The organism is Pseudomonas tritici (genome assembly GCF_014268275.3).
GTDB classification, from domain to species: Bacteria; Pseudomonadota; Gammaproteobacteria; order Pseudomonadales; family Pseudomonadaceae; genus Aquipseudomonas; species Aquipseudomonas tritici.
Window position 1 is genome coordinate 927894 of record NZ_CP077084.1, and the last position, 15958, is coordinate 943851.

Here is a 15958-nt window from a genome sequence, read left to right on the forward strand (position 1 = left end):
GGCAGGCTTTTCATGCCGCCGGACAAAGCAGGCATAATACCGCGCCTTTACCCGCGAACCGGTAGCCCCGTGAACCAGACGCCCGCTGTGAATACCTTGCGCCCCTCGGCTTGTCCGGGGTTGCTGCGTATTGTCCAGGCGCTGGACGGTGGCATTTGCCGGATCAAATTGGCCGGTGGTTCGATCACCGCAGTGCAGGCCCATGCGGTGGCGGACGCGGCCCAGGCCTATGCCGGTGGAGTGATTGAGGCGACCAACCGCGCCAACCTGCAGATTCGCGGGATCGGTGCCGAAGAGCACGCCTTGATCGCCATGCTGCTGGCCGCAGGCCTAGGCCCCAGCAACGCCGCTGGCGACGATGTGCGCAACCTGATGCTCAGCCCCAGCGCCGGTATCGACCCGCAGATGCTGTTCGACACCCGCCCGCTGGCCGATCAGATCCTCGCCACCCTGCAAAACCACCCACGTTTCCATGAGCTGTCGGCAAAGTTCGCTGTGCAGTTGGATGGCGGTGAAGCGCTGGCGATGCTCGAACATCATCATGATCTGTGGCTTTCGGCGTTTGTACGCGATGGTGAGACGCTCCTCGCATTCGGCCTGGCCGGTTGCCCTGGGCTGGATGCACCGTTGGCGGCTGTGCCATTGGAGCAGGGCCATGCGCTGGTGGTGGCGGTGCTGGAGGCGTTTCTTGACCTCGCCACTCCGGAACAAACCCGCATGCGTCATCTGCCTGTGGATAACCTGCTGAGCCGCTTGCACCTGAAGCTACTGCCGGTCGACGGCTTCAATCGCCCGCCCAGTGGTGCTTTGCTGCACCTTGGGACTTATCCACAGACGCAAAAAAATCAGTTCTATGTCGCTGCCATCGCACCCTTGGGTCGCCTGGATTCGGCGATGCTTGCGGGCGTCGCACAACTCGCCAGCGAGTACGGCGACGGCACCTTGCGTTTCACCCCTTGGCAGGGCGTGCTGCTGCCCAACGTCGAAAAGCCTCACGCCGTGACCGAGCGCCTAGCGCAGCTGGGCTTCCTCTGCTCAGTTGACCAACCCCTGGCGCGCATGACTGCCTGCACCGGTTCCAGGGGCTGCGGCAAAGCGCTGGCCGACACCAAGGCTGATGCGGTGCAACTCGCCGCGCTGAAACCCGATCACGACGTGCACCTGTCCGGCTGCCCACGTTCCTGCGCCGCCGCACACGTTGCGCCGGTGACATTGCTGGCCGTGAGCCCCGGCCACTACGACCTCTATTTCCGCGAAGCAGCCCATCCCGGTTTCGGCCGGTTGCACGCGCGCAACCTTTCTATTGAAGCGACGGGCGCCTTGCTGCGCGCTCGCCCACGGAGCAACACCGATGATTGATTACATCCGCGATGGTCAGGAGATCTATCGCAACTCCTTCGCCATTATTCGCGCGGAAGCCAAGTTGGACCGCATCCCGGCCGACCTGGAAAAACTCGCGGTGCGCGTGATTCATGCCTGCGGCATGGTCGATGCCATCGACGGCCTGCAGTTCTCCGAAGGCGCAGGCAAGGCCGGGCGCGATGCGTTGGCCGCTGGCGCGCCGATTCTGTGTGATGCGCGGATGGTGTCCGAAGGCGTGACCCGCACACGCCTGCCGGCTAACAATCAAGTGATCTGCACCCTGCGTGACGACAGCGTGCCGGAGCTGGCACGGGCGTTGGGCAACACCCGTTCCGCTGCCGCCCTGGAACTCTGGCGCCCGCACCTGGAAGGCAGCGTGGTGGTGATCGGCAACGCGCCGACCGCGTTGTTCTACCTGCTGGAGATGCTTGATGCTGGCGCACCAAAACCGGCGTTGATCCTCGGCTTCCCGGTCGGCTTTGTGGGCGCCGCCGAATCCAAGGCGATGCTGGCCGCCGACAGCCGCGGCGTGCCATTCGTGATCATGCAAGGCCGCCTGGGCGGCAGCGCGATGGCCGCCGCAGCGGTGAATGCCCTGGCCACGGAGGTCGAATAATGCAGGCACGCGGACGCTTGATCGGCTTGGGCGTTGGCCCCGGTGATCCCGAACTGATCACCCTCAAGGCGCTGCGCCTGCTGCGCGAATCGCCTGTTGTGGCGTACTTCGTGGCCAAGGGCAAGAAGGGCAACGCCTTCGGCATCATCGAAGATCACCTGGTGCCGCAGCAGACCCTGATGCCGCTGGTGTACCCGGTGACCACCGAAGCGCTGCCGGCGCCGATGTCCTACGAGCAAGTAATCAGCGATTTCTACGACGCCGCCAGTGTCGACGTCGCCGCGCATTTGGACGCTGGCCGCGATGTGGCGGTGATCTGCGAAGGCGACCCGTTCTTCTACGGCTCCTACATGTACCTGCACGACCGCCTCGCCGAACGCTACGAAGCGCAAGTCATCCCAGGCGTGTGCTCGATGCTAGGTGGCGCCTCGGTGCTGGGTGCGCCGTTGGTGTATCGCAACCAGAGCCTGTCGGTGTTGTCAGGCGTGTTGCCACATGAGGACCTCAAGCGGCGCCTGGCGGATGCCGACGCGGCGGTGATCATGAAGCTGGGCCGTAACTTCCCCAAAGTGCGCCAGGTGCTCGAAGAACTCGGCCTGGCCGGGCGTGCGCTCTATGTGGAACGCGCGACCATGGCCAACCAGAAAATCGTGCCGCTGGATCAGGTGGAACCGATGTCGTCGCCGTATTTCTCGCTGATCATCGTGCCTGGCGAACGGTGGCAAGGTTGATGCGCCCGGCGATTGTCATCCTGGGGCAGGGCAGCCTGGCGACTGCGCGCCAGATCCAGCAGGTTTACCCAGGCGCGGTGATCCACGGCTTGGCCGGACGTGTTGAAGGGGCTGACCAGGCCTACAGCGAGTTCGGCGCGACCCTGCGCCAGCTCTATCAACACGGCACGCCGCTGATTGCCCTGTGCGCCGCCGGCATCGTCATACGCACCCTGGCGCCGTTGCTGCTGGAGAAAGGCGAAGAACCCGCCGTGCTGGCCGTGGCCGAAGACGGCAGCGCAGTGGTGCCGTTGCTCGGTGGCCTTGGCGGTGTGAATGTCATGGCGCGCGAAATCGCCGCTGCCTTGAACGTTGCCGCTGCAATCACCACCAGTGGCGAGCTGCGTTTTGGCACCTGCCTGCTTAATCCACCGATGGGTTATGAGCTGGCTGATCTGGAGCTGGGCAAGCGGTTTGTCTCGGACTTGCTGGCCGGCGAAAGCGTGCGCATCGAAGGCGCGGCGCCGTGGCTGGAGCAGGCCAACTTGCCTCAGGATCAACAGGCGCGCCTGGCGATTCATGTGGGCAGCGCCGAGCGCACGCCTGCGGCCAATGAATTGTTGATCTACCCGAAGAATGTATGTGTTACGTGCAAACCAGGCGTGCAATTGGCTGAGCGTGTGCGCACGGCCTTGCATAAGGCGGGTATCGCCGTGCAATCCCTGGCCTGCTTGCTGGCCAGTGATACGCAAATGGCCGAAGCATCGTTGCATGAAGCGGCTCTGGAACTCGGCGTACCGCTGCGGTTTGCCAGTGTTACCCAGGACGCCGACATCCTCATCAACGTTGCCGAGCAACCCCTGGACCTGGCGCAAGTCGGTCGCCCCCGTGGCCGACTGGCCGTGATCGGCCTGGGCCCCGGCGCTGCCGAATTGATGGTGCCCGCGGTGAAAGCCGAACTGGCGCGTTGCACCGACGTGCTCGGCTACGAAACCTACGTGCGCATGGCCGGGCCGTTTCGCGACGATCAGGTGCAGCACTGCACCGACAACCGCGAAGAAATGCAGCGTGCGCGCCACGCCTTCGAGCTGGCCGCGCAGGGCCGTTCGGTGGTGGTGGTGTCGTCCGGCGACCCTGGCGTATTTGCCATGGCCGCCGCGGTAATCGAGGCCTTGCACGAGTCCAGCGACCCGGCCTGGCATCAGGTCGACCTGGAAATCCTGCCCGGCGTCTCGGCCTCCCTGGCCACCGCCGCCCAGGCCGGTGCGCCGTTGGGCCATGACTTCTGCGTGATGTCGCTGTCGGACAACCTCAAGCCCTGGTCGATCATCGAGAAGCGCCTGGACCTGGCGTCCCAGGCCGATCTCGCCCTGGCGTTCTACAACCCGATTTCCCGTTCGCGCCCGTGGCAACTGGGGCGTGCCCTGGAAATCGTCGCGCTGCATCGCACGCCGCACACACCGGTGGTGCTGGGCCGCGATATTGGCCGTCCGGGGCAGACCTTGCGTGTCACCACGTTGGGGCAACTGACGCCGGACCAGGTGGACATGCGCACCATGGTGCTGATCGGCTCGTCCACCACCTGCACATTCCCCCGTGCCAGTGGCGGTGAATGGGTATACACACCGCGCTGGTATGGCGAGAAACCTGCCTGCTGAAAACGGCCTGCAGGTTGCCGGAAAGCTCCGAATGATCCAGGGATATTCCTGGCGTTGTTCGGGGCTTTTTCTTTTTTTTGCGACGAAGTCTGGAGGCTCACCCGTTACGCCACGCGATTGCTGGGCGCGGTAGTTTTACGTGGCGCGGCAAGGGATGTTTGTCGTCTGGTAAGCCCGTCGGTGGGTGGACTAGGGTGGACATAAGCCCCGAGTTGGGGTGCTTGTGGAGAGTCAAAATGGAGCGACATCACAGAAGGATCAACAGTAAACAAAGGCGCAAATTGATTGCCGCCTACAAACTGCCGGGAGCGCCAGGAGCGCTGAAGGCGTTGCCGATGGACACTGAGGACGATTTCAATGCGGCGGTGGTCAACAACAGCGTGATTTCGTTTGCCGATGGCCTGTCGGGCCTGAACCGGGAATACATTCGCAAGAGCTATCTGCTGGCCAGCAGCTACGTCAGCGATGTGTTGAAAATCCAGCGCGGTACCGAGGTCTGGTACGAGGAATTTATCAAGGTGATGGTCGGGTTGGGCTGGCTGCCGGTACGCAGCCGTTTCGAGCGGGTCTCACGTTCGGGCAAGGGGCTGACCGTGCAGTTGGCGGTGCTGAATATCATCGCCGCCATGCTGGCATCGACGTCATTGTCCGCAGCGTTGCTCGCGGCTTTGCCTAAATTGGCCGCCGATGCGTTGGAGGCGTTGAAGCAGACGCCGGCGAATTTCGAGTTGTTCAAACGCAACAGCGCGGTGCACCAAGGCGGTGATTTCGGCCTGGCTTCCTGTGCCGAAACAGAGGGTGAATTGATGATGGTGCTGGTGACCTACAGCACCCACAGCGTGAGCAAACAGGTAGGGCTGCCATTCCTGGAATGGGACAGCTCCTCGTTCGAGGCTTTCAGCGGGCAGACGTGCCTGGTGCTGAATACCTCGGTGGTCAACGAAAAGACTATCCAATTGATGCGCGAGAGCGCGGGTGACAAGGTGCAACAGGCGATCGCCAAGTACCGGATCTAGGGCACCAGGTAGCCGCGCACCCCGGTAAAGATGATTTGCGCGGCCAAGGCGCACACAAACAATCCCATCAATCGACTGACAATCTGCAAGCCCTGATCACCGAGGATGCGTTCGATACGGTTGGACAGGTACAGCACCACGCCGACCGTGAGGCTGGCCAGGGCGATGCTGAGGATGGCGGTGAGCTTGTCATCCCAGTGCGGCTGGCTCACGCCCATCACCAACAGTGCACCAATGGTGCCGGGGCCGACGGTGAGGGGAATGGTCAGCGGCACGATGGTCACGTCCTGCTGCACGTTGTCGGTCTGCACGGCCGACTTGCCTTGGGCCATGCCCAGGGCAGAGATAAACAGCACACTGCCGGCGCCGATGCGGAAGGCGTCGACGGTGATGCCGAACACGCTGAAAATCACCCGGCCGAACAGGTAGAGCAACACGCTCGAGACCAGGGTCGCCAGCGCCACTTTCCAGGCCAGGCGCCGACGCTCTTTGCTGGAGTAGCCGCGAGTAAGGCTGATAAAGCAGGACAGCACGAAGAACGGGCTGTAGAGCACCAGCATTTTCAGGTAGACGCTGAATAACACGTGGAGCATGTGAGTGGCTCGCGGGCGGAAAAAGTGTGGGCAGTCTATCAGGCGAAACAAATCAAATGTGGGAGCTGGCTTGCTGTGGCGAGGGAGCTTGCTCCCGTTCGACAGCGCAGCTGGAGTCGTTTTTTTTGGGGGCGCTTCGCACCCCAGCGGGAGCAAGCTCCCTCGCCACAGCAAGCCAGTTCCCACAGGGGACTGTATTTCAAGTCAAGAAGGCGCGTGCTCCGGGCGCTGCTGACGCTGCGCCACCCAGAACTCCACCAGCTCACGCAACTGCGACAACTCCACCGGCTTGGCCATGTGCCCGTCCATCCCAGCCTGGCGTGCACGTTCTTTGTGCTCCGAGAGGATATGCGCGGTAAGCGCCACCACCGGTGTGCGAATGCGCTGGTGGCTGACTTCCCACGCACGCAGTTGCTGAGTCGCCGAGAAGCCATCGAGGATCGGCATTTCGCAGTCCATCAACACCAGGTCATAACGCTGGGCTTTCATCGCCTCCAGCGCTTCTTCGCCGTTGCTGGCGGTGTCCGGGTTGAGGTTGAGCTTGCCGAGCATGCCACGGATCACTTTGGTGGAAATGCTGTTGTCCTCGGCCACCAGGATGCGGAAATCGCTGGGTACGGTGACGGCTGCTGGCGCGCTGGGCAACGCACGCGGTGGTACGGTGCCTTTGCTGCGCTGGGTCAGTTCATCCGCCAGGGTGGTCTTGAGCGTGTAACCCGCGACTGGCTTGGCGAGGATGCGTTTGATCCCGCAGTTGCGCGCGATGATCTTGCTCGGCGCGTTGCTGATGCCGGTGAGCATGATCAGCAGGATGTCGTGGTTCAGGCTCGGGTCTTCCTTGATTTTCGCTGCCAGTTGCATGCCGGTCATGCCGGGCATGTTCTGGTCCAGCAGCACCACATCGAAGTAGTCGCGCAGGTGCGCCTTGGTACGCAGCAACGCCAGGGCCTCCTTGCCCGATGGCACGGCGCTGACGTTAAGGCCCCAGGCCGAGCATTGCTGCACCAGCACCTTGCGGCAGGTGTCGTTGTCGTCCACCACCAGCACCCGCGCGCCTTTGAGCGGGCCGTCGAGGTCGGAGGTCGGGTGTTCCAGGCGTTCCGGGTCCAGCGGCAGGGTCAGCCACAGGGTGCTGCCCTGATGGCTGCCGCTTTTGATGCCGAACTCCCCGTTCATCAGCAGGATCAACTGGCGGGCGATAACCAGGCCCAAGTGGCCGTTCAAACGGGTGGCCGAGAAGAAATTCTTGCTGTGCAGTTCGCTGTGCAGCAGGGCGTCGCGCTCGGCCGCTTCCATCGGCAGGCCGCTGTCTTGCACGGCAATGCGCAGGCGTGGCTTGGTGCTGCGATCGTCCAGGGCAACCACGATCAGCACTTCGCCTTCGTCGGTTTTTTGCAGGGCGTTTTCCAGCAGGCTCAACATGGCCTGGCGCAGGCGTGTCGGGTCGCCGCTGATCACGCGGGGCACCTGGGGCTGGATAAAACTGATCAGTTCGACGTTCTGCTGTTCGGCCTTGGCGCGGAAGATGCTCAGGCAATCTTCGATCAGCGCATTGAGGTCGAACTGCACGTCGTCCAGTTCTATCTGGCCGGACTCCAGCTTGGAGATGTCGAGGATTTCGTTGATCAGGGTAAGCAGTTCATTACCTGCGCTGTGGATGGTTTGCACGTAGTCGCGCTGTTTCACCGACAGCGGCGTGCCCAGCAGCAGCTCGGTCATGCCGAGCACGCCGTTCATGGGGGTACGGATTTCGTGGCTGATCTTGGCCAGGAACTCGGCCTTGGCGGCGATCTCGGCATTGCTCGCTGCCAGGTCGCGACTGAGGCTGAAACGTGCCTCGACAATCGCGCGCTGGCGTTCGCCCAACGCCAGGCTCATCAACAAGCCGCTGAGGCAGATGAACGCCAGCAGCGTGACGATCAGGCCCTGGGGCGAAATCATCGTCAGGCCAAGCAGCGCCGGCAGGATGATCAGCGTACCGATGTTGAATACCACCATTGCCGCCACGAACAAGCGTGCCGGGCGGTAGCCTTTCTGCCAGTGACAGGCCGAGATAAACAGCATGCTCAAGCCAGCCAGGGCCACCAGCGCGTACGTGATGATGTTCAGCGGCAGGGTGTTGACGAACAACAGCAGCAGGCCGCACAGCACGATGACCAGGATGTCGGCCATCAACAGCTTGTTCAGTGGATGTGGGCCCAGAGGCATGAAGAAACGGTAGGCAAACATCAGCCCGCAGGGCGCGGTCAGCAGCAACGCCAGGTAGGCGCCCGGTGTCTGGATCGCATGCCAGTTCGGCAGCCATGGGCCCACCAGGTTCAGCAATAGCGCCAGGCTGAGCATCAACAGCGCTTCGCAGGCCGCCAGCCACAGGCTGCTGCGTGAGCGGTGGTAGGCGAAGCGCGTGAGGTTGTGCAGGATCAGCATCAGCAGGCAGCCGAACAATAGGCCGTAGATCAGCGTCTGGGTCTGGTCGGCGGCGGCGAGCACAGCCGGTTCCAGGGTGATATACGGGCGCAGTTCGTGCTCCGAGACCAGGCGCAGGTAAACCTCTAACGGTTTCTGGCTCTGGGGCATCGGCAGCATGAAGTCGCTGCTGGGCAACGGCCGCTCAGTCTGGGGCTGGCGCGTGCCGGTGCTCTGTTGTTCCACCAGGGTATCGCCGTCCAGTACATAGAGGCTCAGGTGGGACAAATCCGGGGCAAATACCCGCAACACTTGCTCGTGTTTGCCGGGTTGCAACTTAAACCGTATCCACAGCGCGCCGTTCGGTTCCGCGGCGCTGATGCGGTCCAGTTCGATGGGGCTGAATTGATTGGTGTAGCGTGAAGAGCGGATGTCGCTCAACTGCAGGTCGGCCTGTTCATCAAGCAATACTGCCCAGCCACTGCCTTGCGCGGCAGCCTGGGCCGGGAACAGGCAGAGCAGCGTCAGCAGGCTGACAGTAAAACCTATGGCGATCCTGAGCCAGCGCACGGCGAAATCCCTTCGTAGGTTGATGCACGGGGTAACTATGCGCGGGGAGGCCCGTATACGGCAAGGGCCAGAGGCCCTTGCCTAGCCGAACGGATAGCTACTGACGTCGGCGGCTTAGCTGTTTTCGCCACGTTCGCGGGCGATGGCGCGGTAGCCGATGTCTTTGCGGTAGAAGCAGCCTTTCCAATCGATTTTCGCGGCCAGCTTGTACGCTTGCTGCTGCGCGGCGTCGACACTGGCGGCCATGGCGGTGGCGCACAACACACGGCCACCGGCGGTCACGACCTGGCCATCCTTCAGCGCGGTGCCCGCATGGAACACCTTGCCTTCCAGCGTCGCGGCGGCGTCGAGGCCTTCGATGACGTCGCCCTTGTCGTAGTCGGCAGGGTAACCACCGGCCGCCAGCACAATGCCAACGCTCGGACGTGGGTCCCACTGCGCTTCAACCTTGTCCAAGGCCTGTGCCAGGGCGGCTTCCACCAGTAGCACCAGGCTCGATTGCAGGCGCAGCATCACTGGTTGGGTTTCCGGGTCGCCAAAGCGGCAGTTGAACTCGATGACTTTCGGGTTACCGGCTTTGTCGATCATCAAACCGGCGTACAGGAAACCGGTGTACACATTGCCCTCATCGGCCATGCCGCGCACGGTCGGCCAGATCACCAGGTCCATCACGCGCTTGTGCACGTCGGCGGTGACGACCGGGGCAGGGGAGTAGGCACCCATGCCGCCGGTGTTCGGGCCGCTGTCGCCGTCGCCGACGCGTTTATGGTCCTGGCTGGTGGCCATCGGCAATACGTTCTTGCCGTCGACCATCACGATAAAGCTGGCTTCTTCGCCGTCGAGGAACTCCTCGATCACCACGCGGGAACCTGCGTCACCGAAAGCGTTGCCGGCGAGCATATCGCGCACGGCGTCTTCGGCTTCTTGCAGGGTCATGGCGACGATCACGCCTTTGCCGGCGGCCAGGCCGTCGGCCTTGATCACGATGGGCGCACCTTTTTCACGCAGGTAAGCCAGGGCCGGCTCGATCTCGGTGAAGTTCTGGTAGTCGGCGGTCGGGATCTTGTGGCGCGCCAGGAAATCCTTGGTGAACGCCTTGGAACCTTCCAGCTGGGCAGCGCCGGCGGTTGGGCCGAAGCAGTCCAGGTTGCGGCTGCGGAACAGGTCCACCACGCCGGCAACCAATGGGACTTCCGGACCGACGATGGTCAGGGACACATTCTTTTCAGCAAAGTCGGCCAGTTGTTCAAGGGCGAGCACGTCGATAGCAACGTTCTCGCACTTGGCTTCAATGGCGGTGCCGGCGTTGCCGGGTGCAACGAAAACTTTCTGGACGCGCGGGTCTTGGGCAACTTTCCAGGCCAGGGCGTGTTCACGGCCACCGCTGCCAATGATCAAAACATTCATTTCAAAAACCTCTGGGAAACGCTGTGCTTCACTGTAGGAGCGAGCTTGCTCGCGAAGATCGTCAACGATAACGGGGGAAACCTGACACCCCGTGGCGCTCTCGGGCTTTTCGCGAGCAAGCTCGCTCCTACAGTCGAAAGCAGTGGTGTTTAGTGACGGAAGTGGCGCATGCCGGTGAATACCATGGCAATGCCGGCTTCATCAGCAGCGGCGATCACCTCGGCATCACGCATCGAACCGCCCGGTTGGATCACGGCGGTCACGCCGGCTTTCGCGGCATTGTCCAAGCCATCACGGAACGGGAAGAACGCATCGGAAGCCATTACCGAACCCACGACCTGCAAACCGGCGTGTTCAGCCTTGATCGCGGCGATACGCGCCGAGTTCACGCGGCTCATCTGGCCGGCACCGACACCGATGGTCTGGCGGTTCTTGGCGTAGACGATGGCGTTGGATTTAACGTACTTGGCCACTTTCCAGGCGAAGATCAGGTCGTTGATCTCTTGCTCGGTCGGTGCGCGCTTGGTCACCACTTTCAGGTCTTCGCTGCCGATCATGCCGATGTCGCGGCTCTGTACCAGCAAGCCGCCGTTGACGCGCTTGTAGTCCCAGGCAGCGGCGCGGTCAGCCGACCACTCGCCGCACGCCAGCAGGCGCACATTGGCCTTGGCGGCGACGATGGCGCGGGCTTCTTCGCTGACGCTTGGCGCGATGATCACTTCAACGAACTGACGCTCGACGATCGCCTTGGCGGTCTCGGCATCCAGCTCACGGTTGAAGGCGATGATGCCGCCGAACGCCGATTCGGTGTCAGTGGCGTAGGCCAGTTCGTAGGCCTGGCGGATACCGCCTTCTGCGTCCGGGCTCACGGCCACGCCGCACGGGTTGGCGTGCTTGACGATGACGCAGGCCGGCTTGACGAAGCTTTTCACGCATTCCAGCGCGGCGTCGGTGTCGGCCACGTTGTTGTAGGACAGCTCTTTACCTTGCAGTTGGGTCGCGGTGGCGATGCCGACTTCGGCCGGTTTTGCCTCAACGTAGAACGCCGCGCTCTGGTGCGGGTTCTCGCCGTAGCGCATTTCCTGGGCCTTGATGAACTGGCTGTTGAAGGTGCGCGGGAACTGGCTGCGGCCTTCGGTGCTCAGGGTCTCGGCCGTTTGGTTAACGGTGCCCATGTAGTTGGCGATCATGCCGTCGTAGGCGGCGGTGTGTTCGAACGCCTTGAGCATCAGGTCGAAACGCTGGGCGTAGGTCAGGCCACCGGCTTTCAGGCTTTCGAGCACGTTGGCGTAATCGCTGGCGTTAACCACGATGGCCACGTCTTTGTGGTTCTTGGCCGCCGAGCGAACCATGGTTGGGCCGCCGATATCGATGTTTTCGATAGCGGTCGGCAGGTCGCAGCCCGGCTTGTTGATGGTGGCTTCGAACGGGTAGAGGTTAACGGCCACCAGGTCGATCGGCTTGATGCCGTGTTCGGTCATGATCGCGTCGTCGATGCCGCGACGGCCGAGGATGCCGCCGTGGATTTTCGGGTGCAGGGTCTTGACCCGGCCGTCCATCATTTCTGCGAAACCGGTGTAGTCCGCCACTTCCACTGCGGCCACGCCGTTGTCCTGCAGCAGTTTGAAGGTCCCGCCCGTGGAGAGGATTTCCACACCCAGGGCTTCCAGCTCCCGGGCAAATTCGAGGATCCCGGTCTTGTCGGAAACACTGATCAAGGCGCGGCGGATCGGCAGGCGGGTAGTCTGGTCGGTCATTTCAATTTCCATCAAAAGCAAAGGAGTCAGCAAAAAAGGCGACCGGTTTTACGCGGGCGCCTTTCTGGTTTGATTGAATGCTTACAGCAAATCGTATTGCTTGAGCTTTTTGCGCAAGGTGCCACGGTTGAGGCCCAGCAGCTCACTGGCTTTGGTCTGGTTGCCCTTGACGTAGTTCATCACGCTTTCGAGCAAGGGCGCCTCGACTTCGGAGAGCACCAGGTTGTACACGTCCGTGACGGAAGCGCCCTCAAGGTGGGCGAAATAATTGTGCAGCGCCTTCTCGACACTCCCGCGAAGGGTTTGGCCTTCTTCGCTCGGCGTGTTGAGGTGCTGTTTCAAATTGACGTTGTCGCTCACGGGTGCTGTTCCACTCACTAAAGTCTCGGTCATCATCGTCATGCGGCCACCCCCTTTGCATCCCCTGTTCCCAGGCTGTTGTCACGTTCGGCGAAGAACTCACGAACGGTGGCGACCTGTGCCTGCGTTTCATCCAAACGATTGAACTGGGCGCGAAACTCCTTGGCGCCCGGCAAGGTTGCGAGATACCAGCCGACATGCTTGCGAGCAATGCGCACGCCCATCACGTCTCCGTAGAAAACGTGCAGGGCATTCAAATGCTCTAGCAGAATACGTTCCACCTCGACCAACCCTGGCGCCGGTAACATTTCGCCGGTACGCAGGAAATGCTCGATCTCACGAAAAATCCACGGCCGCCCCTGGGCGGCCCGGCCAATCAACAAACCATCGGCGCCGGTTGCGTGCAGTACGCGCCGGGCTTTCTCGGCTGAGTCGATGTCGCCATTGGCAAACACCGGCATCGACACCGCCTGCTTGATCGCAGCAATGGTGTCGTACTCGGCTTCACCGGTGTAAAGGTCGGCGCGGGTGCGGCCATGCACCGCCAGCGCTGTAATGCCTGCCTGTTCGGCGATCTTCGCCACCACCAGGCCGTTCTTGTTCTCCCGGTCCCAACCCGTGCGAATCTTCAGGGTGACCGGCACATCCACTGCGGCGACAACGGCCTGCAGGATCTCGGCAACCAACTGCTCATCTTTCAACAGGGCGGAACCGGCGGCCTTGTTGCAGACCTTCTTGGCCGGGCAGCCCATGTTGATATCGATGATCTGCGCCCCCAACTCCACGTTGGCCCGGGCCGCATCCGCCAGCATTTGCGCATCACCGCCGGCGATCTGTACCGAGCGGGGCTCGGGATCACCTTCGTGGATCATGCGCATCCGCGATTTGCGGGTGTTCCACAAGCTCATGTCGCTGGTGACCATTTCCGAGACTACTAGACCCGCGCCCAAACGCTTGCACAGCTGACGAAAGGGCTGGTCGGTGACGCCCGCCATCGGGGCGAGAATCAAGCCGTTCTGCAATGTGTATGGGCCGATGCGTACCGCCGACATAGGACTTCCCTGTTGTGGGGCCGGATCATTAGAGTTCGAAAAAGGGTTGGCATGATACCCGCTCTCGATGACTGGATAAAGGCTGAATTGGATAAAATCTGAACAGTTATTTTCTTATCGCCACCGGTTTGGTTGCCGATGGTCCAGCCATTCAATCCGCGATGCGGGCCTTGATTTACTCGGGCGAGTGAAAGCTCAGGCTGTAATTCACGGCTTTATTGCCCGGATCGAGGATGTCCAGGGAGATGTGGATCGGGACCTGTGATGGCATTTCGCTAACGCCGGCCAGTTCGCCGCTGAGGTATTCGGCGGGTTTGAAGCGACGACTGGCAATCAGGCCGCCGTTCAAGTCGGCAAAACGCAGCTCCAGCAGCGGGAAGGGCTGGGAGAAGGTCGCGCGGTTATAGATGATCGCGTCCACTACCAGCGCCCCGGCGAAGTCCGGGTGGCTGCGCACCACCAGGTTGCTGCTCTTGATATGGGCAATATCGACCCGTGACGGCACGGTGCAGCCCAGTGTAGGGCACAGTTCCTGGAACCAGGGGCGATAGGCGTCCTGGCGGGCCAGCTCGTCGAATTGGTAGGCGATGTACTGGCCTGCGAGACCGGCGGCGGCGATCAGTACCAGCAACAGCCAGATCAGGCGACGGCCCAGGCTGGCCGGACGCTTTTGCGCGTAGAGGTGCAGCGGGTCGTCTTCGAGATCCAGCAGTTGGTCGTCGTGCACATTCGTTTCGGCGCGCGGGCGCTTGCGCCGGGGTTTGGGGCGTTCTTCGGGTTCAACGTCATCGGCCGACTGGGTCAATGGCGTGAATGGCGGATCGGTGTCGTCATCTTCTGGCGTTGAACGCAGTGGCGGTTCATCGTCGATATCGTCGGTGTGGAACGACATGGACGGTTCGGTGCGCTGCTTGGTCGCAGGTGCGTTCGTCGGCTCGGGTTCGGCTTCAGTGCTTTGGGCACGCTCTTCAGGCGGTTCGCTGAACAGGCTGGCGGCCCATTTTTCTTCTTCGGCTTTAACCGTGTCGCGGCTGGCGCTGAAGGATTCTTCTTTTTGGCGCCGCTCGGCGCCGGGCTGGCGACGTTCTGCACCCGCCGGCAGCGTGTGCTGAATCTCGCGACGTTCCAGCTTGGCCAGCTCTTCGTCCAAGTCAAGGTTGTCCAGGTCCAGCTCTTCGGCGGTCCACTGCTTCTGGCTGATTGCCCGCGGTGCCTCAAGTGTGATCTCTGGAACAGGCTCGGCAGCAGGCAGATCAGGCAGATCAGGCTGCGGCGCCGGCACTTGGCCACGCTGCTCCAGCAACTGGCGAGCTGCATTGAACACTTGCAGGCACGAGCCGCAGCGCACCACGCCGCGGGCCACGCTCAATTGGGCGTGGTTGACGCGAAAGCGCGCTTGGCAATGCGGGCACTGGGTGACGAAACTGTCGGTCATGCGGCCATCCGATTCAGGCAAGCGCTCATTCTAGCGCCGACGACCGCTGATGCGTACCCAGCCATCACGGTTAGCGATGGGGTCCAGCTCGAAATCCTGCGCGTAGGCAGCGGCGACGTCTTCGCCTTGCTCTGCGAGGATGCCCGACAGCGCCAAACGGCCGCCCGGCTTGACCAGGCTGGACAGCTGCGGCGCCAGGGACACCAGCGGCCCGGCGAGAATGTTCGCCACGAGCACATCGGCCTGCACCTGGGGCAATTGCTCTGGCAGGTAGAGTGGGAATTTGCTTTCAGGAATGTTGTTGCGTCCGGCGTTATCGCGGGAGGCTTCCAGGGCCTGTACGTCGATATCGGTGCCCACGGCTTCCTTTGCGCCGAGCAGCAGGGCGGCAATTGCCAGGATGCCCGAGCCGCAGCCGAAGTCCAGCACGTGGCTGTCGGTCAGGTCCTGGCCGTCCAGCCATTCCAGGCACAGGGCGGTGGTCGGGTGGGTGCCGGTGCCGAACGCGAGGCCCGGGTCCAGCAGCAGGTTGACGGCATCCGGCTCAGGCGCGGCGTGCCAGCTTGGCACGATCCACAGGCGCTGGCCGAAACGCATCGGCTGGAAGTTGTCCATCCAGCTGCGTTCCCAGTCCTGGTCTTCGATCACTTCGCTGTGATGCTCCGGCAATGGGCCGCCGGTGAGCAATTCCATGTGGGCCAGCACGGCGGCAGCGTCGGTGCCGTCTTCGAACAGGGCCAGCAAATGGGTGTGGGACCACAGCGGGGTGGTGTTGAGTTCAGGTTCGAAGATCGGTTGGTCTTCGGCGTCCATGAAGGTGACCGAGACAGCGCCCACTTCGAGGAACGCGTCTTCATAGGTTTCGGCTTGTTCTGGGCTGATGGCGAGACGGACTTGCAGCCAAGGCATGGCGGGCACCTTTGAAAAAATGAGTGTGCAGCGGGGTTGGGCTGCGAAAGGGCGCAAGTTTACGCGAGCGGAGGGCAGAAGACGACTGTGCCGACGATATGCGGTGC

The 15958-nt window shown here is 62.3% G+C and carries 13 protein-coding genes and 1 pseudogene; 6 read left to right on the forward strand and 8 right to left on the reverse strand.

Going from position 1 to position 15958, the window contains the following annotated elements; all coding sequences use genetic code 11:
- The first annotated feature begins 12 nt into the window (after nucleotides 1–12).
- The 5 genes from cobG (at nucleotide 13) to HU722_RS03945 (ending at nucleotide 5362) form a co-directional block, all read left to right on the forward strand.
- Nucleotides 13–1359 (forward strand): precorrin-3B synthase, encoded by a 1347-nt coding sequence (gene cobG / locus HU722_RS03925; protein WP_065874299.1) that lies wholly within the window; start codon nucleotides 13–15, stop codon nucleotides 1357–1359.
- Nucleotides 1352–1978, forward strand: coding sequence for a precorrin-8X methylmutase (locus tag HU722_RS03930; protein ID WP_065874298.1), 627 nt, complete (start codon nucleotides 1352–1354; stop codon nucleotides 1976–1978). The genes cobG and HU722_RS03930 overlap by 8 nt, the downstream gene beginning before the upstream one ends.
- Nucleotides 1978–2709, forward strand: coding sequence for a precorrin-2 C(20)-methyltransferase (locus HU722_RS03935; RefSeq protein ID WP_065879930.1), 732 nt, complete (start codon nucleotides 1978–1980; stop codon nucleotides 2707–2709). Before HU722_RS03930 ends, HU722_RS03935 begins: the two co-directional genes overlap by 1 nt.
- Nucleotides 2709–4346, forward strand: a complete 1638-nt coding sequence (gene cobJ, locus HU722_RS03940; protein WP_065889054.1) for a precorrin-3B C(17)-methyltransferase — start codon at nucleotides 2709–2711, stop codon at nucleotides 4344–4346. Before HU722_RS03935 ends, cobJ begins: the two co-directional genes overlap by 1 nt.
- A 236-nt stretch (nucleotides 4347–4582) precedes the next feature.
- Nucleotides 4583–5362, forward strand: coding sequence for a hypothetical protein (locus HU722_RS03945; RefSeq protein WP_065889051.1), 780 nt, complete (start codon nucleotides 4583–4585; stop codon nucleotides 5360–5362).
- Here the strand turns inward: HU722_RS03945 and HU722_RS03950 are convergent.
- The 3 genes from HU722_RS03950 to purD form a co-directional block, all read right to left on the reverse strand.
- On the reverse strand, nucleotides 5359–5955 hold the full coding sequence (locus HU722_RS03950; protein ID WP_003171467.1) for a MarC family protein: 597 nt from the start codon (nucleotides 5953–5955) through the stop codon (nucleotides 5359–5361). The two genes, HU722_RS03945 and HU722_RS03950, sit on opposite strands and share 4 nt — an antisense overlap.
- Nucleotides 5956–6159: 204 nt before the next feature.
- Nucleotides 6160–8931 (reverse strand): hybrid sensor histidine kinase/response regulator, encoded by a 2772-nt coding sequence (locus HU722_RS03955; protein ID WP_186754652.1) that lies wholly within the window; start codon nucleotides 8929–8931, stop codon nucleotides 6160–6162.
- 114 nt (nucleotides 8932–9045) lie between these two features.
- Complete coding sequence (gene purD / locus HU722_RS03960) at nucleotides 9046–10338, reverse strand: phosphoribosylamine--glycine ligase (protein ID WP_065889048.1); 1293 nt, start codon at nucleotides 10336–10338, stop codon at nucleotides 9046–9048.
- Between the two features lie 21 nt (nucleotides 10339–10359).
- Between purD and HU722_RS28785 the strand changes: the two are divergent.
- Nucleotides 10360–10473: pseudogene (locus HU722_RS28785) on the forward strand (outer membrane lipoprotein carrier protein LolA); the annotation flags it as partial.
- A gap of 14 nt (nucleotides 10474–10487) precedes the next feature.
- Here HU722_RS28785 and purH read toward each other — a convergent pair.
- The 5 genes from purH to prmA all read right to left on the reverse strand — a co-directional run bounded on the left by purH (nucleotide 10488) and on the right by prmA (nucleotide 15851).
- Nucleotides 10488–12095: a bifunctional phosphoribosylaminoimidazolecarboxamide formyltransferase/IMP cyclohydrolase gene (purH, locus tag HU722_RS03965; RefSeq protein ID WP_065874291.1), complete on the reverse strand. Its 1608-nt coding sequence runs from the start codon at nucleotides 12093–12095 to the stop codon at nucleotides 10488–10490.
- An 81-nt stretch (nucleotides 12096–12176) separates the two neighbouring features.
- Nucleotides 12177–12497 (reverse strand): DNA-binding transcriptional regulator Fis, encoded by a 321-nt coding sequence (gene fis, locus HU722_RS03970; RefSeq protein WP_003221275.1) that lies wholly within the window; start codon nucleotides 12495–12497, stop codon nucleotides 12177–12179.
- The gene (dusB, locus tag HU722_RS03975) at nucleotides 12494–13507 is read right to left on the reverse strand and encodes a tRNA dihydrouridine synthase DusB (protein ID WP_065879933.1); all 1014 of its coding nucleotides are present in this window, start codon (nucleotides 13505–13507) and stop codon (nucleotides 12494–12496) included. Before dusB ends, fis begins: the two co-directional genes overlap by 4 nt.
- 175 nt (nucleotides 13508–13682) lie before the next feature.
- A complete protein-coding gene (locus tag HU722_RS03980) occupies nucleotides 13683–14942 on the reverse strand; it encodes a DUF3426 domain-containing protein (RefSeq protein WP_065879934.1) in 1260 nt (419 codons plus the stop codon).
- Between the two features lie 30 nt (nucleotides 14943–14972).
- A complete protein-coding gene (prmA, locus tag HU722_RS03985) occupies nucleotides 14973–15851 on the reverse strand; it encodes a 50S ribosomal protein L11 methyltransferase (protein ID WP_065874288.1) in 879 nt (292 codons plus the stop codon).
- Between the last annotated feature and the right edge of the window lie 107 nt (nucleotides 15852–15958).